At 58.8% G+C, this 26,462-nt stretch carries 24 protein-coding genes and 1 pseudogene; 9 read left to right on the forward strand and 16 right to left on the reverse strand.

Going from position 1 to position 26,462, the window contains the following annotated elements:
* The first annotated feature begins 134 nt into the window (after positions 1 to 134).
* The 7 genes and pseudogenes from ACMVPR_RS17150 to ACMVPR_RS17180 all read left to right on the forward strand — a co-directional run bounded on the left by ACMVPR_RS17150 (position 135) and on the right by ACMVPR_RS17180 (position 7,842).
* Positions 135 to 920 carry a cobalamin B12-binding domain-containing protein gene (locus tag ACMVPR_RS17150; RefSeq protein ID WP_300584372.1) on the forward strand — a complete coding sequence of 262 codons (786 nt, stop codon included), beginning with the start codon at positions 135 to 137 and terminating at the stop codon, positions 918 to 920.
* On the forward strand, positions 920 to 2,347 hold the full coding sequence (gene ppsR / locus ACMVPR_RS17155; RefSeq protein WP_416883862.1) for a transcriptional regulator PpsR: 1,428 nt from the start codon (positions 920 to 922) through the stop codon (positions 2,345 to 2,347). The genes ACMVPR_RS17150 and ppsR overlap by 1 nt, the downstream gene beginning before the upstream one ends.
* Before the next feature lie 92 nt (positions 2,348 to 2,439).
* Entirely contained in the window at positions 2,440 to 3,345 is a 906-nt protein-coding gene (gene chlG / locus ACMVPR_RS17160) for a chlorophyll synthase ChlG (RefSeq protein WP_416883863.1), read from the forward strand.
* A complete protein-coding gene (locus ACMVPR_RS17165) occupies positions 3,345 to 4,625 on the forward strand; it encodes a BCD family MFS transporter (RefSeq protein ID WP_416883864.1) in 1,281 nt (426 codons plus the stop codon). The genes chlG and ACMVPR_RS17165 overlap by 1 nt, the downstream gene beginning before the upstream one ends.
* Positions 4,626 to 4,627: 2 nt before the next feature.
* Positions 4,628 to 5,811 (forward strand): annotated as a pseudogene (locus ACMVPR_RS17170) (geranylgeranyl diphosphate reductase).
* Entirely contained in the window at positions 5,808 to 6,356 is a 549-nt protein-coding gene (gene idi, locus ACMVPR_RS17175) for an isopentenyl-diphosphate Delta-isomerase (RefSeq protein WP_292269875.1), read from the forward strand. Before ACMVPR_RS17170 ends, idi begins: the two are co-directional and overlap by 4 nt.
* 88 nt (positions 6,357 to 6,444) lie before the next feature.
* Positions 6,445 to 7,842, forward strand: coding sequence for a DUF4214 domain-containing protein (locus ACMVPR_RS17180; RefSeq protein ID WP_416883865.1), 1,398 nt, complete (start codon positions 6,445 to 6,447; stop codon positions 7,840 to 7,842).
* Positions 7,843 to 7,845: 3 nt separating this feature from the next.
* Here the strand turns inward: ACMVPR_RS17180 and dxs are convergent, their stop codons facing one another.
* From dxs to ACMVPR_RS17245, 13 genes are all read right to left on the reverse strand, one after another.
* The gene (gene dxs / locus ACMVPR_RS17185; RefSeq protein ID WP_416883866.1) at positions 7,846 to 9,771 is read right to left on the reverse strand and encodes a 1-deoxy-D-xylulose-5-phosphate synthase; all 1,926 of its coding nucleotides are present in this window, start codon (positions 9,769 to 9,771) and stop codon (positions 7,846 to 7,848) included.
* A gap of 191 nt (positions 9,772 to 9,962) precedes the next feature.
* Positions 9,963 to 11,078: a photosynthetic reaction center cytochrome PufC gene (pufC, locus tag ACMVPR_RS17190; protein ID WP_300584356.1), complete on the reverse strand. Its 1,116-nt coding sequence runs from the start codon at positions 11,076 to 11,078 to the stop codon at positions 9,963 to 9,965.
* Positions 11,079 to 11,080: 2 nt separating this feature from the next.
* Entirely contained in the window at positions 11,081 to 12,064 is a 984-nt protein-coding gene (gene pufM / locus ACMVPR_RS17195) for a photosynthetic reaction center subunit M (protein ID WP_300584355.1), read from the reverse strand.
* A gap of 2 nt (positions 12,065 to 12,066) precedes the next feature.
* Positions 12,067 to 12,906 (reverse strand): photosynthetic reaction center subunit L, encoded by an 840-nt coding sequence (pufL, locus tag ACMVPR_RS17200; RefSeq protein WP_300584353.1) that lies wholly within the window; start codon positions 12,904 to 12,906, stop codon positions 12,067 to 12,069.
* A 139-nt stretch (positions 12,907 to 13,045) separates the two neighbouring features.
* Entirely contained in the window at positions 13,046 to 13,201 is a 156-nt protein-coding gene (gene pufA, locus ACMVPR_RS17205; protein ID WP_085627475.1) for a light-harvesting antenna LH1, alpha subunit, read from the reverse strand.
* 14 nt (positions 13,202 to 13,215) lie between these two features.
* Positions 13,216 to 13,365, reverse strand: coding sequence for a light-harvesting antenna LH1, beta subunit (gene pufB, locus ACMVPR_RS17210; protein ID WP_072778079.1), 150 nt, complete (start codon positions 13,363 to 13,365; stop codon positions 13,216 to 13,218).
* Between the two features lie 119 nt (positions 13,366 to 13,484).
* Positions 13,485 to 13,712: a cytochrome PufQ gene (pufQ, locus tag ACMVPR_RS17215; RefSeq protein ID WP_072778077.1), complete on the reverse strand. Its 228-nt coding sequence runs from the start codon at positions 13,710 to 13,712 to the stop codon at positions 13,485 to 13,487.
* Positions 13,709 to 15,175: a chlorophyllide a reductase subunit Z gene (gene bchZ, locus ACMVPR_RS17220; protein ID WP_416883867.1), complete on the reverse strand. Its 1,467-nt coding sequence runs from the start codon at positions 15,173 to 15,175 to the stop codon at positions 13,709 to 13,711. The genes pufQ and bchZ overlap by 4 nt, the downstream gene beginning before the upstream one ends.
* The gene (gene bchY / locus ACMVPR_RS17225; RefSeq protein ID WP_416883868.1) at positions 15,175 to 16,740 is read right to left on the reverse strand and encodes a chlorophyllide a reductase subunit Y; all 1,566 of its coding nucleotides are present in this window, start codon (positions 16,738 to 16,740) and stop codon (positions 15,175 to 15,177) included. Before bchY ends, bchZ begins: the two co-directional genes overlap by 1 nt.
* A gap of 45 nt (positions 16,741 to 16,785) precedes the next feature.
* Positions 16,786 to 17,787: a chlorophyllide a reductase iron protein subunit X gene (locus ACMVPR_RS17230; RefSeq protein ID WP_416883869.1), complete on the reverse strand. Its 1,002-nt coding sequence runs from the start codon at positions 17,785 to 17,787 to the stop codon at positions 16,786 to 16,788.
* Entirely contained in the window at positions 17,784 to 18,725 is a 942-nt protein-coding gene (bchC, locus tag ACMVPR_RS17235) for a chlorophyll synthesis pathway protein BchC (protein WP_416883870.1), read from the reverse strand. The genes ACMVPR_RS17230 and bchC overlap by 4 nt, the downstream gene beginning before the upstream one ends.
* A gap of 144 nt (positions 18,726 to 18,869) precedes the next feature.
* Positions 18,870 to 19,949: a methyltransferase gene (locus ACMVPR_RS17240; protein ID WP_416883871.1), complete on the reverse strand. Its 1,080-nt coding sequence runs from the start codon at positions 19,947 to 19,949 to the stop codon at positions 18,870 to 18,872.
* A gap of 67 nt (positions 19,950 to 20,016) precedes the next feature.
* Positions 20,017 to 20,892: a polyprenyl synthetase family protein gene (locus ACMVPR_RS17245; protein ID WP_416883872.1), complete on the reverse strand. Its 876-nt coding sequence runs from the start codon at positions 20,890 to 20,892 to the stop codon at positions 20,017 to 20,019.
* A gap of 72 nt (positions 20,893 to 20,964) precedes the next feature.
* Here ACMVPR_RS17245 and crtD point away from each other — a divergent pair, with 72 nt between their 5' ends.
* Both crtD and crtC read left to right on the forward strand, forming a co-directional pair.
* Complete coding sequence (crtD, locus tag ACMVPR_RS17250; protein ID WP_416883873.1) at positions 20,965 to 22,557, forward strand: 1-hydroxycarotenoid 3,4-desaturase CrtD; 1,593 nt, start codon at positions 20,965 to 20,967, stop codon at positions 22,555 to 22,557.
* Positions 22,512 to 23,384, forward strand: a complete 873-nt coding sequence (crtC, locus tag ACMVPR_RS17255) for a carotenoid 1,2-hydratase (protein WP_416884678.1) — start codon at positions 22,512 to 22,514, stop codon at positions 23,382 to 23,384. The genes crtD and crtC overlap by 46 nt, the downstream gene beginning before the upstream one ends.
* On the opposite strand, the gene tspO is transcribed toward crtC, so the two are convergent.
* Genes tspO through ACMVPR_RS17270 form a run of 3 tightly spaced genes read right to left on the reverse strand, consistent with a single transcriptional unit; the run spans position 23,381 to position 26,456 of the window.
* The gene (gene tspO / locus ACMVPR_RS17260; RefSeq protein ID WP_292268203.1) at positions 23,381 to 23,863 is read right to left on the reverse strand and encodes a tryptophan-rich sensory protein TspO; all 483 of its coding nucleotides are present in this window, start codon (positions 23,861 to 23,863) and stop codon (positions 23,381 to 23,383) included. The two genes, crtC and tspO, sit on opposite strands and share 4 nt — an antisense overlap.
* Positions 23,864 to 23,868: 5 nt before the next feature.
* Positions 23,869 to 24,909 (reverse strand): 15-cis-phytoene synthase, encoded by a 1,041-nt coding sequence (crtB, locus tag ACMVPR_RS17265; protein ID WP_416883874.1) that lies wholly within the window; start codon positions 24,907 to 24,909, stop codon positions 23,869 to 23,871.
* On the reverse strand, positions 24,906 to 26,456 hold the full coding sequence (locus ACMVPR_RS17270; RefSeq protein ID WP_416883875.1) for a phytoene desaturase: 1,551 nt from the start codon (positions 26,454 to 26,456) through the stop codon (positions 24,906 to 24,908). The genes crtB and ACMVPR_RS17270 overlap by 4 nt, the downstream gene beginning before the upstream one ends.
* Positions 26,457 to 26,462: the final 6 nt, after the last annotated feature.

Here is a 26,462-nt window from a genome sequence, read left to right on the forward strand (position 1 = left end):
TATACCTTGTTGAAAGGAAAGCCGAATGGGATTTAGTGTCAATTATCTTTGACATTTATGGGTAAGAATCAGAAACTAGAGATGTCTGATATGCCTGACATGTGTCATGCATTGTCGGCTACGAGGGTGTGACAATGGCAAACGACCATACCGACGATCGTACGTCGGCAGAGGAAAGTCGGCTGGACATCTCTGCTTTGGCGTCCACCGTGCTGTCTGTCCTGAGCGACAAGGGTGAGGAAGGGGCGCAGACGATTCGAAGCAGCGTCATCCAGAAACTCGTGGAAGTCTCCCTGCAGCCCGGTGCGTTCAACGCCGAAGGGCTGCTTGAGGATCTGAAGGATCGGCGCATCAGCGCGGACCAGATCGTCGACATCTATATCCCGCAAGCCGCCCGAGAATTGGGTCGTATGTGGTCTGAGGACATCATCGGCTTCGCGAAAGTGACGATTGCGACCGCGCGTCTTCAGGGATTGCTGACGATGCTCGCGCCTCCCTGGGCCGCTAAGCCGTCAGAAATGGCAAATGGCGTGAATGTGCTGATGTTGCTTCAGGGCAATGACAGCCACACCCTTGGTCCGCATGTGGCCACGGCACAGATGCGCCGTGCCGGTGCATCCGTTCGGATTCTGTTCGGCGCGCGCGATGACACGATCATCAAGGCACTGTCGGATGAAAGCTACGATATGGTCCTGTTTTCAGGATCACGTCCCGACGCGCTTGCATCAATCGCAAAGTTGGTTAAACGCATTCGAACCGGTGTCTTGGCGCCCCCGCCGCTGGTTCTGGGAGGGATTGTTCTGAACCTCGCGGACGGTGTCAAAGAAAAGACTGATGTCGATCTGGTGACAAACGATGTGAAGGTTGCACTGAAGCTGTGCGAAAAGAACAAATCCAGAAACAGGTCTTTGACGCGGTAATGAATACGAGTGGGTCCAGTTTCTGGAGCAGCGGCTCCGTACCACTTATCGACGCAGAAGTTCTGTCGAGTATCATTACTGTTGCGTCCGACATTGCTCTCGTGGTGTCGCGCGGCGGAAAGGTACTGTCTGTCCTGATCAACCCGAACGAAACCTCCTTCGGCAAGTTGAGCCATTGGGAGGGTCGTCCTCTCATGGATTTCCTGACCCGCGAAAGCCGTCCCAAGATCGAAGCGGTCATGGAATTGATGGAAAAGGGCGAAACGCCGTCCCGGTCCGTCGAATTGAACCACACAGACAATTCGGTTTGGGAATTTCCTGTTCGGTACAGTTTTCACCCGTTCGGCTCGGACGGGTCTTTCCTCATGCTGGGTCGTGACCTGCGTCCGATCGCGGAAACGCAGCAGCAGCTGGTTCAGGCGCAAATGTCGCTTGAACAGGGCTACGAGGCGCGGCGCGAATTCGACGCGCGCTATCGTCTGCTGTTGCGCACCGTGCGGGACAACATCGTTTTCGTCTCGGTCAACGACGGCAAGATCAAGGATCTGAACGACCCGGCCGCGACGCTTCTGCAATCCAGCCGTGACGATCTGATCGGCACGACCTTTGCGCAGGAATTCCGCGACAAGCGCCCCGAAGAATTCACCGAAGCATTGATCAACGCCTCGATCTCGGAAAGCAATGCAAGCCTCGAAGTGCAGTCACGCCGCGGCCGCCAGCGCGTGATGATCACGCCGCAAGTGTTCCGTGCTGCGGGCGAACGCATTCTGATCTGCCGCCTGACCACCGCAGATGAAACCACCGCGCGGTTCGACAATCTGTCCAACAACCTTGCCGCGGTGTTCGAAAAAGGGTCGGACGCGTTTGTGTTCACTTCCGCAAACGGAACCATCGAAGCGTGCAATGACGCCTTCCTCGATCTTGTCGATGCCGCACATGCCGTCGATGTGAGGGGCCGCAGTTTTGCCGACTTCCTGGGGCGTGGTCAGATTGACATGAGTGTGCTGGTCGAAAATGCCCGCCGCACCGGCCAGATGCGGATGTATTCCACCAAACTGCTCAACGATTTTGGCGCAAAGACCCCTGTCGAGATGTCCGTCACGTTCTTTGAGGATCGGAGTGAACCGACACTGGGTTTTGTCATTCGTGACATCAGCCGTGTGGATGCGATGCGCAAAGCGCCGCTACAGACAAGCGAAGAATCCAGCCGCAACGTGATGGAACTTGTCGGTTCGGCCACGCTCAAGGAAATCGTTTCCGAAACCACCGATGTGGTTGAAAAGATGTGCATCGAAACGGCTGTCAGCCTGACACGCAACAACCGCGTAGCCGCTGCCGAGATGCTGGGTCTGTCCCGACAAAGCCTCTACGTGAAGCTTCGGAAATACGGGCTCCTCAACAAAGATGGCGATGGCGACAGCGAATAACCCGCTCTGAGTGTCAATTCGTCCCGTTCAAATCCTGATTTCACCTCTCTGTTTCACTTGATGTGAATCGATTTGTCGTGTCTAGTTGACACATGACTGTCAGCGTAAGTTTACACCGCGATCGCTACCCTGCCCCTTCGGCCATGCTGGAGCTGATCAAACCCGTCACATGGTTCCCGCCGATGTGGGCCTATGCGTGCGGGGCCGTGGCCTCGGGTGTGGCCATCACCGAACATCTTGGTCTTCTGATCGTCGGCGTGATCCTCGCCGGTCCTGTGGTCTGCGGAATGAGCCAGGCCGCCAACGATTGGTGCGACCGCCATGTCGATGCGATCAACGAACCCAATCGGCCAATTCCTTCGGGTCGCATCCCCGGACGTTGGGGCCTTTGGATTGCATTGGCGATGTCGCTCCTGTCGCTTGCCTTGGGCGCGACACTTGGAACATGGGGGTTCATTGCGACTGTTGTCGGTGTCATTGCCGCTTGGGCCTATTCCGTTGAACCGATCCGGTTGAAACGATCCGGCTGGTTTGGACCGGGTCTTGTCGGTTTGTCCTACGAGTCCCTTCCCTGGTTCACCGGCGCTGCCGTGTTGAGCCAGACGCTGCCTTCGGGGCCAATCATCCTGATCGCACTTCTTTACGGAATCGGCGCGCATGGGATCATGACGCTCAACGATTTCAAGGCGCTCGAAGGAGATGCCCAGATGGGTGTGAATTCCCTGCCCGTGACCCTTGGGCCGGAGCGTGCAGCGAAAGTTGCATGCATCATCATGCTCGTTCCCCAGATTTTCGTCATCCTTGCGCTGGCCAAATGGGGTCAATCGACACAGGCCGCCATCATTCTTGCACTGGTCCTCGGCCAGCTTTGGGCGATGTCCGTCATGCTGAAGGACCCCAAAGCAAAAGCGCCTTGGTACAATGCAACAGGCGTTCTGATGTATGTGTCAGGCATGATGGTCTCGGCCTTTGCCCTCCGCGGAATGGGAGTTGTCTGATGACCTTGGGATGGCTTGCGATTGTTCGACTGGGTCTGGTGCAAATGGCGCTTGGTGCCATCGTCGTCCTCACCACATCCACGCTCAACCGTTTGATGGTTGTCGAACTGGCGTTGCCCGCCGTTCTGCCGGGCATGTTGGTCGGGCTGCACTACGGCATCCAGATTACACGACCTAATTGGGGGTTCCTGTCGGATAAAGGCGGCAATCGCACCCGCTGGATCTTGCGGGGCATGGTGATCCTTGGCGCTGGTGGCGTCCTCGCCGCGCTGGGCGTTGTCGAAATGGCGACCAGCTATGCAGTTGGTCTGGCGATGTCGGTTCTGGCCTATGCATTGATCGGCCTTGGCGCAGGCGCTGCAGGCACGTCGGTCCTCGCACTTCTTGCGACAGCGACCGCGCCCCACCGCCGCGCGGCGGCTGCAACGATCACGTGGCTGATGATGATCTTCGGCATTGCGATGACCGCCGGTGTCGTCGGGCAATTGCTTGATCCCTACACGCCCGCGGTTCTGATCGAAGTGGTTACAGGCGTCGCCCTTGCCGCGCTGGCGATCACGGTTCTTGCCACATGGCGCATCGAACGTGGTGTTGAAGCGGCACCCGAACCCGATCCCGTGCCCTTCCGCGAAGGTCTGGCCGAGGTTTGGGCAGAACCAAAAGCGCGGCTGTTCACGATCTTCGTCTTCCTGTCAATGACCGCCTACTTCATGCAGGAGCTGATCCTAGAGCCCTATGCAGGTCTCGTTTTCGGCTTCACCCCCGGCGAAAGCACAACGCTTTCGGGCATCCAGAACGGTGGGGTGTTCCTTGGCATGTTGACCGTAGGCATCGCGGCCACCGCGCTTCGCTTTGGCTGCCTGCGCAATTGGGTGATCGGCGGTTGCCTGGGGTCGGCGGCAAGCTTGTGCGTGATCGCCATTCTGGGCGGCTACGCCCTCCCCCAGACGCTTCTGCCTGCCGTCTTTGCCCTTGGGTTCTTCAACGGCGCCTTCGCGGTCGCTGCCATCGGTTCGATGATGGCGCTGGCGGGTGAAGGCCGCGAAAAGCGCGAAGGCACCCGCATGGGCCTTTGGGGCGCGGCACAAGCGATTGCCGCCGGTTTCGGTGGCCTGACCGGCGCTGCCGCCGCCGACGTGATGCGAACCATGACCACCGACGCGCCAGCCTTTGGGGCCGTCTTTGTATTTGAAGCGGGGTTGTTCCTCTGCGCTGCCTTCATGGCATTGCGCATCATGGAAGGCAGCCCGTCACAAGCCGAACTGATCACAGGAGAGTGACCATGTATGATGTCGTTGTTGTGGGCGGTGGCCCGTGCGGTGCAACAGCCGCCGAGGATTTGGCCCGGTCAGGGTACAAAGTGGCGATGCTTGATCGCGAGGGCCGGATCAAACCCTGCGGCGGTGCGATTCCCCCCGCTTGATGCAGGACTTTGACATTGGCGAAGACCAGCTTGTCGCCAAGGTAAACACTGCTCGCATGATTTCACCGACCGGGCGCCACGTCGACATCCCGATTGAAAACGGGTTTGTCGGAATGGTTGATCGCAAGGATTTTGATCCTTTCTTGCGAGACCGTGCAGTGAAAGCCGGCGCGCAGAAATTCACCGGAACGTATGTCCGCATCGAACGCGACGCCGCTAAGAAAACGCGGTCGATCATCTACCGCGATAAGGAAACCGGCGAAGAGCGGGCGCTTGAAACCAAGCTGATTATCGGGGCGGATGGCGCCAATTCCCGCGTGGCCCGGGATGAAATTCCCGGCGGTGACAAGGTGCCATTGGTCTTTGCGTATCACGAGATCATTGCTGCCCCCGAGAAGAACGATGTCTACGATCCGATGCGCTGCGACGTGATCTATGATGGCGCGATCAGCCCGGATTTTTACGGCTGGGTGTTTCCCCACGGTGGCACAACCTCTGTCGGCATGGGGACATATGTGCAAAGCGTGAACCTCAAGGAGGCAACGGCTGCCCTGCGCGAGGCATCCGGCCTGACCCATTGCGAAACACTCCGCAAGGAAGGCGCGCCCATTCCGCTGAAGCCTCTGAACAAGTGGGATAACGGCAATGATGTTCTGGTTGCCGGCGATGCGGCAGGTGTCGTTGCGCCCTCAAGCGGCGAAGGCATTTACTACGCGATGATTTGCGGGCGTCATGCCGCCACTGCCTGCGCGGCAGCCTTGAAAACCGGCAAGGTCAAGAACCTGACACTGGCCCGCAAGCTCTTCATGAAAGAGCACAAGATGGTCTTCCGTGTTCTGGGCCAGATGCAGGACGCCTATTACAAGAGCGACTCACGCCGGGAGCGCTTTGTCTCCCTGTGTCATGATGTCGATGTGCAAAAGCTGACGTTTGAAGCGTATATGAACAAGAAGCTCGTGAAGGCACGGCCCCTTGCGCATTTGAAGATCGGCTTCAAGAATGCGCGTCATCTCTTGGGGCTTGTGCGGGAGACACATGTATGACCCAGACGCTTATCCCGGCATGGCGCGGCGACACTCTTGAACCTGTTGAAAAGCTGGATGCTCACATTCGTGGGCTCAAACACAAAGCGATCTCGGTGTTCGTGCTGCGCGGGGATGAGATCCTGATCCAACGGCGCGCCATGGGCAAGTATCATACCCCCGGTTTGTGGGCGAACACGTGCTGCACCCATCCGAACTGGAAAGAAAGCAGCCTCGCCTGCGCCCATCGCCGTCTGAAAGAGGAACTGGGCATCACCGACCTGACTCTCGATTATCGGGATCGCGTCGAATACCGCGCAGATGTTGGCGGAGGCCTGATCGAACACGAAGTTGTCGATATCTTCGTGGCAGAGGTGTTCGGACCTCTAGACCTGTCCCCCAATCCCGACGAAGTCATGGCGACTCGATGGGTGCGCTATGGCGATTTGGTGCAGGACGTGGTTAAAGAGCCGAGCCGGTTTACCCCCTGGTTGCGCATTTACCTCGACACATATGCGCCACAAATCTTCGGGGAACTGGCAATTTCCTGCGTAAACCCAGCATAAAATAGCCAATTTTAAACACATTCGCTCCTGTTTCTTGCCCTAGTCTCTCCTTAGACATTTATTTGGGGCTCGAACTGGGGAGTTTGAGATGTCTGCTGCCACCGCCAGTGATCTGGAGCGGTACATGTTGGATCTCGTGAACGAGGAGCGCACAAGCCGTGGCTTGAACGCACTCGTGCTCGATAAGATCTTGAACGCGTCCGCTGATGCGCATTCCTTGTGGATGCTTGAAAATAACGTCTTCAGCCACACCGGCGTGGGGAATTCCACGCCGACGCAGAGGATGACTGCTGAAGGCTTTGATCTTTCCGGATCATGGCGCACAGCCGAGAACATCGCCGCGCAAAGCGAGCGAGGCGACGAAGGTCTGTTCGACGACGTGTATGATCTGCACCTCGCGTTGATGAACAGCCCGGGTCACCGCGAGAATATTCTGATGCCGGACCTCGAAGTCGTTGGCATCGGCATCCAGACCGGCACCTATGACTATGGGTCCGGCAAATATTATTCGGTGATGGTCACGCAGAACTTCGCGATGACGGGCGGGCAAACCACGCCTGATGTTGTGGTTCAGAATGCACGCACGCCAGACAATACTGACACGCAGCCGGATTCTTCGGGTGTCCTGGTCGGAAATTCCACCGCCGAAAATCTTGTCGGTACGGCTCAAGATGACCGGATCACAGGGTCAGGCGGGAATGACATTCTGTCCGGTGGCGCGGGAACCGATACCGCGGTTTACATGAGCGATATGTCCAACTACGGGCTGACAATCAGCAATGGATCGATCGTGATCGAAGACCGGAGCGGGCGCGACGGGACCGATACGCTCAACAGCATCGAAATCCTCGAATTCAACGGCACAGCCTTTGAGCTCGACCGCTTCACCAATGTCAGCACGTTGACCGAAGCCGACATGATGGCGTTCTGCGAGCTCTATGTCGCCTATTTCAACCGTGCGCCGGATTCGACCGGTTTGCTTTTCTGGGGTTCAGCCTTGGCCGACGGCATGTCGATGAACGAAATCGCACGCCTGTTCTTTGATCAACCCGAAACGCAAGCACTCTATGGTGGGTCAAGCAGCACCGGCGATTTCGTGACTGCTGTGTATTCGAACATTCTCGGCCGCGCGCCGGATGCCTCCGGGTTCAATTACTGGACCGGAATCCTCGACAGCGGCGCTGTGGAACGGTCCGAGTTCATCCTTGCGATGATTGACGGGGCCAAGGCGGCCAGCGGAAGCGCCGCCGATGCGCAGTATCTCGAAACCAAGGCGGAAATCGGCGCGTACTATGCCGTTGTCAATGGCTTGAACAATGTCAGCGTCGCCAGTGCTGCCATGCAGGCCTTTGACGGCACCATCGCATCGGTTGTCGAAGCCAAGGACCTGATCGACGATCACGCTGCTTTGGTCGACACCGTCCAAGGATCCGAATTCACGATGAGCGTGATCGGTCTCGTGGACGATGCGCTGGATTGGATTTGACGCTCACGCGCCTTTCGTGAGCGGCACAACCTTTCCGTCGCTGGACGTGAGAGACACGGCCATCTTGTAAAGGTCGAAGCGGGTCATGCCCGCATCGGCATACATCTCGTCCGGTGACGCCTGATCGATGAAGCGGTCAGGCAAAGTCACAGTCCGGATCTTTAACCCGCGATCCAGTACACCACGATCTGCCAGTTCATGCAGAACCATCGCGCCAAAGCCGCCCCGTGAACCCTGTTCGACCGTAATCAAGGCGTCATGTGTTCTGGCAAGTTTCAGGATCAGATCGATGTCCAGCGGCTTGGCAAAACGCGCATCCGCAATCGTCACACTGACTCCATCCTTCTCGAGCAGGCGGGTGGCCGCTTCGACCTCCGCCAGATGTGCGCCAAAGCTCAGAAAGGCAACGCCACTTCCCTCTTGCAAGACACGGCCCTTGCCGATCTCCAGCACTTCTCCACGCTCCGGCATTTCGACACCGTTGCCCGACCCGCGCGGATAGCGAAACGCGATAGGGCCGCTATCATGTGCAACAGCGGTTGCGACCATGTGCTTGAGTTCGGCTTCATCGGCCGCTGCCATCACTGTCATGTTGGGCAAAGCTGCAAGATACCCGACATCGAACGACCCAGCATGGGTGGCACCATCGGCACCGACCAATCCAGCACGGTCGATTGCAAAACGTACAGGCAAATTCTGCAAGGCAACATCGTGAACGATTTGGTCATAGCCCCTTTGCAGGAAGGTCGAGTAGATCGCGCAGAACGGTTTAAGTCCGGACGCAGCCATCGCGGCCGAGAAAGTGACCGCATGCTGTTCCGCAATCCCCACGTCGAACACGCGCGAGGGAAAACGGTCGGCAAGGATGTCGATCCCTGTTCCACCGGGCATGGCGGCCGTTACGCCGACAATATTCGGATCGCGCGCGGCTTCCTCGGTCAGCGCGTCGCCAAACACCTTGGTGTAACTGGGCGCGTTGGGCTTCGACTTGGCTTGGGCGCCCGATTCCACGTCGAATTTCGACACGCCGTGGTATTTGTCGGCACTGTTTTCGGCGGGGGCATAGCCCTTGCCTTTGACCGTGCAGCAATGGATGAGAACCGGACCCGTTGCACGCGCACGCGCGGCACGCAGAACGGGCAAAAGCTGGCCCATGTCGTGACCGTTGATCGGGCCGATGTATTCGAAACCCAATTCTTCAAACAGCGTACCTGACCCTTGCAGGTTCCCGGTCACAAGCTGGCGGGCGCGTTTGGCCCCCTCGCGCATTGGTGCCGGCAGCGCAGCCTCGAACCCTTCGGCAAGCGATTTCACCTTGGCCAGAGGTTCATTGGCATACATGCGGCTCAGGTAGGATGACATGGCGCCAACCGGGGGCGCGATGCTCATTTCGTTGTCATTGAGGATGACAAACAGTCTGCGGCCTTCGTGGCCCGCGTTGTTCATCGCTTCATAGGCCATGCCAGCGCTGATCGAACCGTCACCGATCACGGCAATCGAGTCACCGGTCGGGCGACCCATGTCGCGGCCAACAGCAAAACCGAGGGCGGCAGAGATCGACGTGGACGAGTGTGCGGCACCAAAGGGGTCGTATTCCGACTCGCTCCGCTTGGTGAAGCCGGACAGACCGTCCTTCTGACGCAGAGTTTTCATCCGGTCGCGGCGTCCGGTTAGAATTTTGTGAGGATAGCACTGATGCCCGACATCCCAGATCAACTTGTCCATCGGCGTGTTGAACACCGCATGGATGGCGACCGTCAATTCAACCACTCCGAGGCTCGACCCGAGATGCCCTCCCGTTTGCGAGACGGCGGAAATGACTTCGGACCGCACTTCATGCGCAACCTTCGTCAGCGTGGCATCGTCCATGCGTCGCAGATCAGCAGGTCCGGCAACCCGATCAAGATTGGGAGTAAGGGAATGTGTCATCTGGCAGTCTCCTCGGGGACAGAGGGAAGAAGGCGTCACGTTTGCCAGGGGGTGCCTAGAAACGTGACGCCAGTTCCTGTAGCCAACAGGAAGGGAACCGGGGTGTTGAGCCCCGTATCCGGTTTTGCGTTTTGGGAACCTGTCAAAACCGGATCTGGCGGATGGTCAGGGCAGCGAACCGCCCAGACCCATCATTCGTAAACAGGCGCACCTGTCGTTGCGAGCTCGGGCCAGTCAGCGATGACATTCGTCCCTTGCAGCGGTTGCTGGTAGCCCTTGTGGCAGGTTTTGCAGGCGGCTTTCGGCGCGTCGGCAAAGACCGGACCAAGGCGTTCCGGCGGATACACATCCTCGAGCGGTACGAGGTACTCGTTGTTGATTTCCTGAACCATGCCGATGCCCAGCTGTTCGGTTGACCATTGCGGGGTCACCTGCTCGGGGTCATAGAACGCGCGGCTGTTGTGACAGAACACGCAGTTCACACCCAGAGAGTTGGACACATAGTTCATCAGGCTGAACGTGCGTTCCGTGTCCTGCCAAGTGGTGACACCCTCTTCAGACGGGTATTCGGCGACATGGGCTTCGAGGTTGTGAACCCCGATGCGACCGTAATCCAGCAGGAACGTCTCCAAAGCATCAGACGGGAGAGACGTGTACTGGCTTTGCACCGTCACCCTGTTCTGAACCGCCGCCCAACCGCCGGCTGCTTCATTGACGGACCCCATCTTGAACCAGATATCCGACGGCACGTTCTGGCCACGGTGGCAGGTGTAGCAAGTCACACCTACTGTTTTGTTGGCGTTGACGTGACCATCCCAGCCTTCGTTGATGGTCTGGGTCATCTGGATCATCCGACGGGCGACAACCTTGGTGTAAAGATCATCGTTGCCGTATTCTTCGACGTCCACGTCACCATGGCAGTAGGCACAGCCCTGATCCGGGGCAACCCAATCCGTCATGGCCAGCATGAGGCGATTGAAGTTGTCTTCGGTCAGATCGCCCAGCACCTGAACGTTCTGGTAGATGTCCCGCGCCAGTGGCTCGCCACCTTCCGGCACATAGGGTGCCTCGGTGTACATGACTTCGATGGACGGGTCCGGTGTCCGCACCTCACGCACGAATTCCGGCCGTGACATCCCCGTTCCGCGTGGACCGGATTGCAGGCTTTCGGTTTTGAAGGGCTGGCCGACCACCACGAGGAACGCAGCGACTGTAACAGCTACCCCCACAGCTCCGATGAGGATCGCCGGACCGTAGATGTTGGTCGGGTTCTCATTGTTCCATTTATCGAACCATTTGGGAAACATGATCAGTTCTCCTGTCCAATAAAGGTTTCATAGGAACCGTAGGCTTCGTACCCGTAAGAGCCGTCATACATCGGAGCGAAGTGATGCTCCTGTGCCCAGATGAACCAGTTGTCCACCACGGTGCCGGTCAGAAGGATACCGATGCCGCCAGTGATCGGCGTCAGAACCGCGAACCACCACGCCCAGCGGTGAATACCTTCCATCGTGGCGTTGAAGCCCATGGTCCAGCGCCAGAAAAGGGCGGCACGTTCGGTGGCTGTTCCGCGGTCAATGATCTGCTCAAGCTCGCGGTCGCCGCCGTAGCGGGTCACCGCCAGGATGGTTGCGCCGTGCATCGCGAAGAGCAGGACGGAACCATAGAGGAACACGATCGAAAGCGCGTGGAACGGGTTGTAGTACAGGTTGCCGTACCGGATCGAGAACGCCGTGGTCCAGTCGAGGTGCGGGAAGATCCCGTATGGCACCGCTTCTGACCAGGACCCCATCAGGATCGGACGGAAGAGACCAAGCACGAGGAACAGCCAGATCGCGGAGCCAAACGCCCAGAAGACGTGTTTGCCCATCTTGTGTTCCATCGCCAGCAGATAGGTTCGTGCCCACCAGCTCATCACCGAAATCAGCAGGAAGAAGCTTGCGATGATGTACCAACCGCCTTCGTTCAGCGGCGGCATACGCAGGCCGTATTCCGGGCTTGGCGGTTCAAGCGCCAGCCAGAACAGCTGTCGGATGAACTCGGGGACAGACCAGCCAACCTGCGCCAGCATGTTCAGACCGATGATATTGAGCGCGAGGATACCCGTCGCAAGCGACACCATCCCGGTCCAACCCAGCCAGACGGGGCCAAGCTGTGCGTTTCCGATCCAACCGATTAGGGTCGAGAAGCCCGCTTTGCGCGTCCGCTCCTGTTCGGCGTTTTCGGTCGCCATACCCCATTCAGGTTTTCCCTGAACCTGGACCTGCGTGAAAATGTTCTGATATTCAGCCATGATTACATTCCCACATTGGCGCCCCAGATGGGCAGTTCGAGCCACCAGTTCCACCACTCAGGCCAGCCCTTTGTCCAAACGGGGCCAGAGATGATGATACAGATCGCGGACCAGAAACCGGCGTTGAGGGCGAGAAGCAGACCAACGCGGTGAATGCCGAGCGTGCCGACGGAGTAGCCGATGAAATCGCGGAAGAATGTGTCTTCGTGATCCGGGGTGCGCATTTCCTCACCCTTTTCAGGGTTGGCTGCGGACAGGATCAGACCACCGTGCAACGCGAGCGCCAGTGTCGTGGTAAAGAAGAACGTTACCGCGATCATGTGGGCCGGGTTGTAGTGGAAGTGAAGATAGGCGTAGCCAGTGTTGGACACCCAGTCGAGGTGGCTGAAGATCCCGTATGGGAAGCCGTGACCCCAAGCGCCCATCAAAAGCGGACGGAACACAACCAGTGTGACATAGGCGAAGATCGCAAAGCTGAAGGCGAAAGGCACGTGGTACCCGATGCCAAGCTTGCGGCAAATCTCGACTTCGCGCAGCGCCCAACTGCAGAATGCACCAACCGCGCAGATCGTGATAATCTGCCAAAGTCCGCCTTCCATCAGCGGCGCCATGCCCAGACCGTAGCTCAGGTCAGGCGGCGCGATATTGATGAGCCATGGATTGAATGTGCCTTGATCGGCCGCTCCCCACAAAATGAGGATCGTGCCGAGCAGAGCGAAAAAGGCGGTCGTGACTCCAAAGAAGCCCACGTAGAAAGGCCCAACCCAGAAGTCGAACAGATCGCCGCCGATCAGCGTCCCTCCGCGGACGCGATACTTTTTTTCGAAGCTGAGCAGCGCCATCTTCTTTATCTCCGCGTTTGCCGGCATGCCCCGAACGAGACCCAGCCGTCATGTTTCAGTCACTCAGTTTTGCCGCGGGCGGTCCGGTATCGGGCTCCGCCCGCAGCGATCTTTTGAGCTCTTCCGAGCTCGCGAGCATTTACATGCCAGCGGCTGCTGCGGTTTCGAACCAGTTGATGCCGTTGGACAGCACCACGAGGTGAATCATTGCAGCCAGCAGGAAGAGGAAGACGCCCTGCGCGACGAACACGCGACGGGGATCAAAGATGAGCCAGATCTTGTAGAACTTTGCCATTTTCTAATCCTTCCTCAGAACCACGGGCGCCAGATGAAGGTTGCAAGGTGTGCAACCACTGCAACCGCCGAGAACAGCCAAAGGCCGCTCATGTAGACGGAATGCAGCTCCTGGGCCTGCTCGTCAGTAAGACCTGTGAATGACAGGTCGGTATTATCAGCCATGAACTTTCCTCCGGAACGTTATGCTGACGCCGCACTCCCTGCGGCCGGGTCCCTTGGAGCCAAGGCTCCGCAGGTCCTGTCCACCCCGCCGGGCGGACAGTCTCGCTCCCCCAGCCGTTTCAGGCCGAGAAAATCAGTGGCGTGATCCGATCCGCTTCGCACCATGCGCGCGCCAATGGGCCCCGCATGTTGAGCGTCTGCTTCTGGAACACTTCAAGCATCCAGATCACGAACGCGAAGGGGATCGCGACGATGAAGATGATGCTGAAATAGACCAGGAACTCGGTCCCGCGTTTGGTGTGACCGTGCTTGTGCGAGCGCGTGTCAGAAGAGGTGAAATCCGTCATGTGGTCGGTCCTCCTTGGGAATTTGCAAGGGCTTGAACAGTCTCAACGACGACACGTTCAGCGCCTTGTTTCAGTGCTGCGGCCTCTGCGGCGTCGCGCAGGTTCTTGGCGGCAGAAATACGGGTGAGTACGGGGTGCTGCGCGACGATCCGATCCAGCTCGGATTGTGCGTCGACGTCCCACGGGAAGTCGCGGCGCAGCGGCGTCAGGGTCGAATCCGCTTTGTCCATCTCGCTGCCCAAAGGCAGGATGTGGAAGAGCGCATCGAACAGACCGTTGCAGACTTCCTGAAGCAGATAGGTCGCGCCCGCGTAGCCCATCATCGGTGTCCCGGTATGCCTGCGGATCGCGGCACCGGGAAAGCTTGCAGGAATGAAGGTCGGCTGTGGGCCATGCCCCGCCTTCATTTCGGCAAGGTACATCTTTTCGTTGATCGACCCCATAAGAACGAGCGGCTTCTTGGAATGAACCAGCGACCGGACTTCTTCGTTGTTGGTCTTGGCACCGGCAACACGTGCCACGGCAAAGGCGCAAGGCAGACCGAGATCGCCTTCAAGGTAGTTCCGGATACCGCGCGCATAGGTTTCGTTCGCCACGATCCCGAAGGAGGCCGTGGCAAAGAAATCCTGAGTGACAGAGCGCCACAGATCCCAAATGGGTTTGAGTGTCGAATGCTTTTCCTGCTCGATAAATGGCTCAGGATCGAGGCCCAGCAGTTCCCCCAGCTTGCGCAGAAACTTGGTGGTTGAATCCATGCCGATCGGCGCCTGCAGGTAGGGCTTCCCAAGGCATTCCGCGAGGCCACGACCGAATTCGCGATACATGCAGATGTTCACGTCGGCGTTCACCAGGTTCCGCATCTCGGCCAAGTGGCTGCCCAGCGGCATCACCATGTTGACCTCTGCACCGATCCCTTCGACTAGACGACGGATTTCAGCGAGATCGGACGGCATGTTGAACGTGCCGTACATCGGACCAAGGATGTTCACGCGCGGCTTTGCGCCCTCTTCGCGCTTCTTCTCGGGGGGCATCCGACCCTTGGTCATGCCGAATTCCGTGAAGATCCACGTCATTGCGCGATCTGCGCTTTCCCACTGATCCTCATCAATGGTGCGCGGCAGGAACCGTTGCAGGTTCGTACCCATTGGGGTCACGCCACCACCAATCATCTCGGCAATGGACCCGGTAACGACAACCGCCGGCAGAGCTGGGTCAAGCACACCCCAGGCGCGTTTCATCGCCCCCTCGGTCCCCTCTCGACCCAGCTCCTCCTCACCGAGGCCAGTAACCACGATAGGGAGTTCGTGCGGCGGAAGCGCATCCGTGTAATGCAGAACAGACGTGACAGGCAGGTTTTCACAGCCGACCGGGCCGTCGATCACCACCTGCAATCCTTTAACGGCAGTAAAGGCGTATACTGCCCCCCAGTAGCCACCCGCGCGGTCGTGATCTTGAATCAACATCAGATCATCTCCTCCGCCTTGGCGGCACGCGCCTGTTTGTCGAGCTTCTTCTGATGCTGGGCGCGGAAATCGGGACGCAGGTTCGGGGATTTTTCCCAAACGCCTGCGGTGTCACCGGTTCCGACACCTTCAAAGAAGGCCTTCATGTCGTCCATCCGAGATTTGCCCGCGATGGCGGCATTGATGACTTCGGCCAAAGACCCAGCCCCCGCCGGACCCATCAGCGGGCGGGCGGAAATGAGGTTGGTGTAGTACAGGCCGGGAATGCCCATCTCCTTGGCTTTCTGCACAACCGGAGTCGTGCCGATGGCCAGATCAGGCTTCACGGCTTCCATCGCTGCACAATCGTCTTCGAGCGACGCGCGATAGGTGACCTTGATGCCCTTGCTTTCCAGCCATTCACGGTCGGGTTCCGACCATTTCGTGCGCGGACAGGCGGTGCCGACATAGCGAAGGTCAGCGCCGCTTTCGACCAACAGGCGAGCGACCAGCAATTCGGACCCTTCATAGCCCGACAGCGTGATGGTCCCCTTGATCGGTGTCTGCGCGAGTGCGCCCTTGATCGCAGGGAGAAACGCATTCTGCGCTGCGGCGATCTGGGCGGCGGGAATGTTGAACGCATTCCCAATTCCCGCAAGCCAGGCGGCGGTGCCGTCATGACCCACAGGCGCAGAACCCACAATTGGGCGACCAGCCGCTTCGAATTCCCGAATGGCAGCTGTGTAAAATGGATGAATCGCAGCAACGACACCACAATCAAGCGCAGCATAAAGCTCGCGCCATTCGCGACAGGGCACAACCGGACCGGCGGCCAGACCCATCGGTGCCAGCATCGCCCCGATCATCATCGGATCAGCCGGGAACATCTCGCCCAAAAGCGCAACCGTCGGACGGTCCGATTTGCCACCAGCAGGCGCTTGCACGGGACCTGCCTTGATCTCTTCTCGCGCGTAGTTGAGCATCGCGCCCGCCAAAACATCCTTCGCCTCGGCATGTGTCGGAATACCAAAACCAGGAACGTCGATGCCGACGATGCGAACGCCGTTGATCTCTTTCGGAAGCAGCCGCAAGGGAACGCCAGAGGCTGTCGGAACACATAGGTTGGTGACAACGATGGCATCGAACCGCTCGGGATCGGCCATTTCGTGCACGCTTTCCCGGATGTCTTCGTAAAGCTTGCCCGTAACCAACGTTTCCGAGTTGAACGGTACATAGCCGACGGAACGACGCGCACCGTAGAAGTGGGACACGAAGGTCAGACCATAGACACAGCAGGCGGACCCGGACAGAACCGTCGCAACCCGCTTCATCCGCAAACCGACACGCAGCGACCCGAAGGCGGGACACATGCTTTGCGGTTGGTCGTGCGGACCTTTCGGATAGTCCTTCGCGAACTGATCCAGCATCTCGGAATTGCCCGCCAGTCTGGCGGCCTTTTCCATCTCGGACCCAGAGTGACACCCAAGACCATCCGCCAGCACGGGCGCATCGGGGGCGTCGATCCGTGGTTCCCCACGGATCACTTCAACCTCTGCCGTCTCGTCGTATGTTGCTTCGTTCGTCACGTTGTCTTCTACTTTCGTTCCCAATGGCGTTCCGGGGGCTAGCCGTCACGCTTCGTCGTAAATCACTTCCAAGGATTCCTGCGGCGCAGCGTTCTTGCCGCGCATGTCCATGTCGGTCGCTGGCACAAGCGTGTAACCCGCACCGGTTTCGGACCCGTCGAACAGCTCCAGCAGGCCGTCTTGCGTCAAAGGCGCTGGGCGTACGGGCGGGGCTTCGCCCACGTTCATGCCAAGTTCGGCAAACAGCGCACCCCATTGAGATTGGGCTGTGCCGACGATCTGGTAATTCGCGGATTTCTTGCGGAGGTCATCGTCCTGCGGGATCGACGCCAGAACCGGGATCTTGACCGCTTCGGCAAAGGCCTGCGCCTCGCCCGAGCCGTCATCCTTGTTGATGACCAGACCGGCAACACCCACGTTGCCGCCAAGACGGCGGAAGTATTCGACCGCCGAACAGACGTTGTTTGCCACGTAAAGCGATTGCAGGTCGTTCGAGGCGACCAGGATCACCTTCTGCGCCATGTCGCGGGCAATCGGCAGACCAAAGCCGCCACAGACCACGTCACCCAGGAAGTCGAGCAAGACGTAGTCGAAGTCCCAATCGTGAAAGCCGAGCTTTTCAAGCAACTCGAACCCGTGGATGATGCCGCGACCACCGCAGCCACGACCCACTTCGGGCCCGCCAAGCTCCATCGCGAAGACACCGCCACGCTTGAAGCAGACATCGCCGATCTTGACCTCTTCCCCGGCCAGTTTCTTTTTGGTCGACGTTTCGATGATTGTCGGGCAGGCCTTGCCGCCGAACAGAAGGCTTGTGGTGTCGGATTTCGGATCGCAGCCGATGAGCAAAACGCGCTTGCCCTGCTCGGCCATCATGTGGCTGAGGTTGGCCAGCGTGAAGGACTTGCCGATCCCGCCTTTGCCATAGATCGCGATGATCTGGGTTTTCTTCGTTGCTTCAGCCGGGATGATGTCGGCCAAGTCTTCATTGGCCTCGTCACGCAAACGCTGATCGAAGTCTTTAAGATTTGGAACGTCGTCTTTCACGAAGGCGTCTCCCAGTTGAGGATCATTTTCAGGCAGGTCGGGTCTTCGAACGCCGTGCGGTAGGCGTTCGGAGCATCAGCAGCCGCAGCTTGATGTGTGATGAGACCATCAAGGCTCAGCGCGCCGTTTTCGACCAATGTGCGGGTCGCGACGAGGTCATCGCGCGCCCATTCAGCAGCAACGCGGAAGCGCGCTTCTTTCATGAAGGCAGGCGGAAATGCGAATTGGAGCGGTTGCGTATAGAAGCCGGCCAAGACGATCTCGCCACCTTTGGCGATGCGTCCGACCAGATCGTTCAAAAGACCGCCATTGCCGCTTGCATCATAGATCGAGCGGTAGTTGCGCCGTTCATCCATGTCAGGGTGGATCACGTCGTAGCCATTGGCACCCGACATACGATCGGCGTTGATTTCCCAAACCGTTGGTGCGGGCGCACCGGCGGCCAGCGTCAAACGGGCGAACAACCGACCCAGCACGCCGTGTCCGACGATCAGATCTGGAACCGCTTTGTCCAGACCGGCCATCGCATGACGCGCGGTCGCGGCCAACGCAAGAAGAGCACCCTGAGCGCCAAGACCCCGGTCGATCCGCGTCACGCGATCCTGCGCTGTGACCAGCCGCCGTGTCGCGCCGCCGAACAGGCCAAACACGCCGTCATAACAATTGGCACCCGGTACGAAGACGTGATCGCCAACCTTGTAACCGGTGTTCGAGCCCGCCTCGACAACCTCACCAGAGGCTTCGTAGCCGGGGATCAGGGGGTAACCCATACCGGGAAACGGAGGCATGTCGCCCGTCCAGAAAAGCTTTTCGGTTCCGGTTGAAATGCCTGAATGTGCAATGTCCACAACCAGATCATCCGGTCCGGGATCCGTCAGGTGAACTGTCTCCAACGCAAGGGTCTTAGGTGCATTCAGCACAACGGCGTTTGTTTGCATCCCAACCTCCTGCTGTCTGGCGATCTGAATTCGCAGAATCGAATCCGGTGTCACGCCAAGGGTACGTTATAGTGTCAGTTTATTCTTACACACTAATCTGTCAACTATAATAGACACTTTGACAAGTAAACTGATGAACACGCATCAGCCGTTGGATTTCAGCGCCATCAAACTCGTCGTTACAAACGGACGGCGCGACCGGTGGATCCGCACAGAGGTAAACCCGGCATCCCTGCACATCTGGCTGATACGCGCGGCGCTGCGCACTGTGCCGGTTTGCATGGCAAGGCAGTAAAAGCTGAAATACACATCGCCAGAGACTTCGGGTTTGGCACCGCCCGACATCGGTTCCGACACCAAAAGCCGACCACCATCCGGCAAAGTGTCAAAAATTTTAGACAGAAGCGCCTCGACCGTTTGGTCTTCGTGATCGTAAAGAACGCGGATCAGCGAAATGGTGTCTGCGCCTTCCGGCAATGGATCATCGCGGAAAGACCCCGGCACGAACCGAAGTCGGTCCTTCGCCTGTGAACGCTCCATCAGAGCACGGGCATTCGTCTTGACAGCGGGCAGATCGAAGACCGTGGCGTGCATTCCTGGATGCTTCAACGCGGCCGCTTCGGCAAAAACGCCATAGCCTCCACCGACATCAAGTAGGTGCTGCGTCCGCTTGAGGTCAGCAACGGCAAGCGTGTCGGCCGAAACGATCTGCTGAGAGCGCGCCATCAGATCGGAATAGCGTTTTGAGGTTTCGGGATCGGTGGCATTTGCGGCACCGAACACATAAGGCCAGAAGGCGGAAAGTTCGGTGTCCACCTCGCCGCGCATCAACGCAACGGGATCATTCAGATCCCGGTAAAACGCCTCATGGTGGCGGATCATGTCTTCCAAACCGGGCACACCAACCATCGCCGCGCCCAACCGTGCAAGACTGTACCGCCCGGCCCGGTCGCGCGTGGTCAACTTCATCGCAGTCGCGGCCATCATCAGACGCTCCATGCGATCCGTCCGCATACCTGACATCTGTGCCAGCGCATCAGCGGACAGCGCCCCGTCCATAAGGCGGTGCAAAATACGCAGCTCGACCAGAGCGAAAAGAACCTGTGATTTGACGAAGCCCTGAACCAGATCGAACAGCTCTGCCCCATCTTTGGCGGCGGTGCCTCGTGTCAGCGGAAAAGCTGATGCCCAGCGCTGGAATCCTGGTCGGGCGATCAAACGCATAAACCGCGTCCGCACTCCAAGCTTTGGGCGGTATCCGACCGGCGGGCTATCCGACGCGAGCGCCATGTTACCCGGCTCGGGCGGTGCGTGCTTGAAGAACCGGTGTCAGGCGCTCTGCCTGCATACGCACCATCTCGGCCAATTGTGCTTCACCCGGACAAGACGGGATCGACGAAATCGCGCCACTCAGAATATCGCGCAGCCGCGATTGCGCACCATCCACACCAAGAACAGTCACTGCGTTGGGGCGACCATGCAGATCGTCCTGACCCACGGGTTTGCCCAGCGTTTCGCTGTCATAAAGCGCATCGCGCAGGTCGTCGGCAACTTGGAACGCTTCGCCAATGCGGGCGCCAAGTTCGAACCAAGGTTCTTCATCCTGACCGGCAGCGATCGCGCCCATCTGGGTCGCGGCAATGAACAGGGCCCCTGTCTTTGACTGATGGTACGCCGAAAGGTCGATCTTGGCTTCGCTTTCCCATCCCTGGCCCGCGCAGATGCCAAAGGGCATACCGGACTGGCGCGACAGGATGCGGATCAATCGAACGGCGCGGTCGGGCGAATGTTCCGCCGCCATCGCCAGTACCTCGAACGCGAGAATGATCAGCGAGTTGCCTGTGAGAACCGCCAATGGTTCGGAATAGGCGCGATGTACCGACGGTTTGCACCGCCGAACATCCGCATCGTCGAAGCACGGCAGGTCGTCATGTACAAGGCTCGCACAGTGGATCAGCTCCAAAGCGGCAGCCGCAGCGTCGGCCATCTTGGGCGAATCATCCCCACAGGCCATCGCGACAGACATGAGAATCGTTGGACGGATACGCGCGCCACCCGGCGTACAGGCATAGTGGAGAGCCTCGGAAAGCTTTGCAGGCGGTGTTCCGGCCTGTCCGATGCGAATTGCTGCCTCAACTGCAGAATTGATCCGGGTGTGAAGTCCCATCGAACGCTCCTAAACAATGTGTTGTCATCTTGATCTGACACACTAGTGTAAACCATACTGGACACTTGGCAAATGCGAGTCAACAATTCGATGATGAAAAAGCCACGACACAGCTCTGGGCGCGTCATCGTGATCGGCGCGGGGATCGGAGGGTTGGCGACTGCCCTACCCTTGGTGCATCGCGGATTCGACGTGACCATCCTCGAACGTCAGTCTGTCCCGGGTGGAAAGATGCGTCAGCTCAACGGTGTCGACGCAGGCCCAACCGTTCTGACAATGCTCGATGTGTTTGAAGCGCTGTTCGATGATGTGGGCGAAACGCTGACCAATCATGTCACCTTGATCCCGCAAGACATCCTTGCACGTCATTGGTGGCCCGACAGTGGAACGCTTGATCTTTTTCAGGATCGGGCAAAAAGCGCTGATGCGATTGGCGACTTTGCCGGACCTAAGGCAAAGGCAGAGTTTCTGGCATTTGCCGAACGCGCAGCGCGGCTGTTCAATGGTTTCAGCGATCCGATGATGCGGCAGGCCGAACCGTCGCTCACTGCATTGACGGCGCATGTGATGAAACATCCGGCGCTCATTCGGGACATGGGTGTGGGGCAAACGCTGAAACGTCTGCTCGCCACCTCGTTCACCGATCCCCGACTGAGGCAGCTCTTCGGGCGCTATGCGACCTATGTGGGCGGGTCGCCCGATCGTTCGCCCGCGCTTCTTGCGCTGATTTGGGAGGCAGAGGCCCGTGGGGTCTGGTGCGTCAAAGGCGGGATGAGCGCGCTTGCCAAAGCCATCGCGTCTTTGATCGAGGCCAAGGGCGGCACAATCCGCACCAATGCAACGGTGAAAAAGATCAACACCGCTTTGGGCGGTGTCTCTGGCGTCACGCTGACATCCGGGGAAACCGTCTATGCGGATCAGATCGTCTTCAACGGCGATCCCCGCGCTTTGGCTTTGGGGCTGTTGGGTGAGGCGACATCCCCGGTCGCAACCATCACAACCAAACGCGCGCGCAGTCATTCCGCCAATGTCTGGAGCTTTGCGGCAAAGCCGTCAGACCTGCCTTTGGTACACCACAACGTCTTTTTCAGCGACCCTGCGAAGAACGAGTTCGCCGAAATCGAACGCGGGTACATCCCGTCCCACCCCGCACTCTACGTCTGCGCCGAAGATCGGGGGCAAGATACGCCGCCCCCTGAGACCGAGCGCTTTGAGATCATCATGAATACTCCGCCGTTGACGCAACGCGCGGCCCAGCCCGAGGACTACGAGATATGTCACACACGGACGTTCCCAACTCTTCGCCGCTTTGGTCTGAGCTTCTCACCGGAACCGGGGCCGGACGGCCTGACGACGGCGAAGAGCTTCGACGCGCTCTTCCCCGGCAGCGCCGGTTCGCTTTACGGGCAGACCCCGCACGGGATGACAGCCGGTTTGGAACGCCCGACGGCGCGAACGCAGATCAAGGGTCTGTATCTGGCGGGCGGCGGAGCGCACCCGGGGGCGGGCGTCCCGATGGCGGCGCTCTCCGGCAAGCACGCGGCCGCGGCGATTGTGACGGACCGAACTTCAATCTCGATGTCCCGGAAAACGGTTACGCGTGGTGGTACGTCGATGGAATCAGCGGCGACGGAAAGCGTGCCGTATCGGTCATTGGATTCATAGGATCGGTCTTTTCCCCCTGGTATCGCTGGTCGGGCCGCAAGAATCCCGAAGACCATGTGTGCATCAATGTCGCAACTTATGGCCCCGGTGGACGGTTCACCATGACCGACCGCGGCACCCCTGCCCTGCGCCAGACCGCCAACAGCCTGACCGTTGGTCCGTCGTCGATGCGATGGGCGGGCGGCAAGCTTGTGATCGACATCAACGAAATCTCCGGCCCACCGCTCATCAGTCGTGTGCGCGGCACCATCACCGTCACGCCCAGCGCCATCACGTCGGTCGAGCTGCCTTTGACCGAAGATGGCGCGCATATCTGGCGGCCCTTTGGCCCGGTGTCGGACATTTCCGTTGATCTTGAAGCGCCCGGTTGGCAATGGGACGGCCACGGCTATTTCGATGCCAATTTTGGCACCCGCGCTCTGGAAGAGGACTTCTCGTACTGGACATGGGGCCGATACCCGGCCGCAGGCGGAAGCACGTGTTTCTATGATGCCACCCGGCTGGATGGATCGGAGCTTGGGTCAGGCTTTCACTTCGATCCTGATGGCAGTGCGACGGAAATCGACCTTCCCCCGCAGCTTGAATTCAAACGCTCGCTCTGGGCGGTTCGCCGTGAAACGCGGGGCGATTATGGCTTTCGCCCGCGGCAGGTGATGAACATGCTCGACGCCCCGTTCTATTCCCGCTCCATGGTGGAGACACGTCTGAACGGGGAAAAGACAGTTGGCGTACACGAGGCACTTGATCTGACACGATTTAGATCACCGCTTCTCAAACCGATGCTTGCTGTTCGCGTGCCACGGCGCAGGAACTGGACCTTCGATTAGGTGACCGCAGGCGCTTTTTTGTTCGCCTCATCCGGGTTCAACCGCCAGACACTCAGGTTCAGCGCGCCCGCGATGGTCACCCAAAGCAGATAAGGCATGAAGAGAAGTCCAGCGATCAGATCGACCTGCAACAGCGCATAGATCGTTGCCGCGACTGACAGCCAAAGACCGACAAGAACGAACATACCCAGCTTGATCCGTTTCAGGCCGAAGAACACCGGCGTCCAAAGTCCGTTCAGCGCAATCTGCAACGACCAAAGTGCCATCGCCACAGCGTTGTCCGGGCTCATCGCTGCACGTGCGCCGGCGGCTGACATACACAGGTAAAGCGTTGTCCAGGCGACCGGGAAAAGCCAGTCCGGCGGGGTCCAGGATGGTTTGTTCAGTTTTCGATACCACGGCCCCGGCGGAAACAGACCGCCGGTTGCACCCGCTGCGAAGCAGGCCAGTAGAAAAATGCCGAATAAAAGCCAGAACATGAGCGTCAGGTAAGCCGGCCGTGCGAACCATTCAAGGCTTCACGTTGCTCTCTCTCTCGCTGTGCAACTTGAGACAGGGCCTCGAACACCATATCCGACCGCGACCGATGCGTGTTTTCATGGCCCGCTGCGCGGACCAGAAATTCGGTTTCCGGCAAGCACCTGGCGTAAAGAACGGCGGATTTCGGCATGACCACCGTCATCGCGGCCTTCACTGCAGACACAGACACCCAACCCAGCTTTTGGGCCTTCGAGGTGCGCGCCCGCGACGAGATGGAATCATATCCACTTCGCTGAACCTGCCCGCCAATCCCGCCATAAATGAACCGTGCCGCATAGATGCCTGTGCGAGACGAGACAGGAAGCGCGCCAATTCCAGCTTCGGATCGCATGTAAAGACGGTTCGCCTGCATCACGAGGCGTCGTGTCATCTGGCGAATGGCCTTGGTCGGCTTTGGATTGACCAGAAAACGGTCAGGGCTGAGTCCCGCTTCGTCCAGCCATTCAAGTGGAAGGTAGATCCGTCCTTCCAACGCATCCTCTCCGATGTCGCGGGCAATGTTGGTCAACTGCATCGCAACGCCAAGATCGCAGGCACGCGCCAAGGCATCCGGATCACGCACGCGCATCAACACGCACATCATTGCTCCAACGGCTGACGCGACACGTGCGGAGTAGTCGAACAATTCCGACAGAGTTTCATAGCGACGCCCCATCGCGTCCCATGCCAAACCTTCAAGCAAGGCATCCGGCAAAGCGCGCGGCATGTAGAACTCTTCGACCACGCGGGCAAAGGCCCGATCCGGTGCCGCGTTTTCAGGGCGTCCGTCGTAGATTTTTTCAAGCCGGTCCTGCAACCTCAGAACAGCGGCCGCTTTCTCCTGCTGAAGATCAACCGCGTCATCTGCCAAGCGGCAAAACGCATAAAGCGCGAGCGAGGGGTCACGAACCCGTGCAGGCAGCAGCTTCGACGCCGCATGAAACGACAGCGACCCATGACGGATCGCCTCGCGGCAGGCTTCCATATCGCTTTCGTAACAGCTCATCCGCGCACCAGCGCAGGATCAGGCACCAGCTGAGACAGAACTTCAGCCGAGGAAATCACACCCGGCAAACCCGCGCCGGGATGTGTGCCCGCACCTGTCAGGAACAAGCCTTTCAGTTCTTCGCTCACATTGTGTGGTCGGAACCAAGCGCTTTGAAAGATACGCGGTTCGATTGAGAAACCCGACCCATAAGGGGAAAGATATCGGGACTTGAAGGTCTCGGGCGTAAACACCTCGCTTGCGGTCACGCGACTCGAGAAGCCGGGCAACAACTGCTCTTCCAGTGCTTTTGTCAGACGCACGCGATATTGCCGCTCGATGTCTTTCCAGTCCGCGGAATTGGAATGTCCCAGATGCGGCACCGGGCTCAAAACATAGAAGGTATCATCCCCTTCCGGCGCGGCACTCGGGTCAGTCACCGTGGGGCGGTGGACGTACAGTGAGAAGTCGTCGGATACTTTGCCCTTCATGAAGATGTCGCGCACCAGACCTTTATAACGCGGACCGTTCAGAATGGTGTGGTGACCCACATCCTTCCACATGTCGCGGGTGCCCTTGGTGCCAAAGTACCAGACATAGAGTCCCATCGACCAACGGCGCGATTTCAGCTTGGTCGGCGTCCAGCGTTTGCGCGGCTGGTTCCGGAGCAGACGATCATAGGTGTGACCTGAATCGGCATTCGACACCACGATATCTGCCGTCAGCATGTCGCCCGACGCCAGCTTGACCCCGCGGGCGCGACCGTTCTTGACGAGGATCTCGTCAACCTCGGTCTCCATGCGCAGCGTGCCGCCTTGTTCACCGATAATCTTGGCCATGTTCTCGGCAATTGCCGCAACACCGCCCATCGCGTAATGGACCCCGAATTCCTTTTCGAGATGCGACACGAGGATATACATCGAGGTCACATTGAACGGATCACCGCCAATGAATAGCGGATGAAACGACAGCGCCATGCGCAACCGCTCATCTTTTACGCGCTTGGCGGCGTGGGCATAAACTGATCGGTCCGCTCGGAGCATGGCAAAGCGCGGCAAGACGCGAATCAGGTCACCCAGCTTGTGCATCGAGCGCCGGCCCAGATCTTCGAACCCGAACCAGTAGCGTTCTTCGCTGTCACGCAGGAATTTATCGTATCCGGCGACATCCCCCGGGGACAACCGCCGTACCTCTTCACGCATCGCGTTGGTGTCCTGACGCGCGGTAAATTTCGACCCATCCGGCCAGCGGATTTCGTAGAACGGATCAAGCGGACGAAGATCAACCTCTTCGTGGAAATCCTTGCCACAGACCGCCCATAACTCTTTGAAAACCTGCGGCACAGTGACGATGGTCGGGCCCAGATCAAAGCGGTGCCCGTCTTTCCAGATGCACGACCCTCGCCCACCCGGAACATCCAGTTTGTCGATCACGGTCACGCGGTATCCCAGCGCGCCCAATCGCATGGCAGACGCCAGTCCGCCAAGGCCCGCACCAATCACAACAGCATGGGCCGAAGTCAGCTTGTCGGAATGGGCCGCAAGGGCCGTATCAAGTTTGGTCATCATTCACTC

Source organism: Marivita sp., from assembly GCF_048006345.1.
Taxonomy (GTDB): domain Bacteria; phylum Pseudomonadota; class Alphaproteobacteria; order Rhodobacterales; family Rhodobacteraceae; genus Marivita.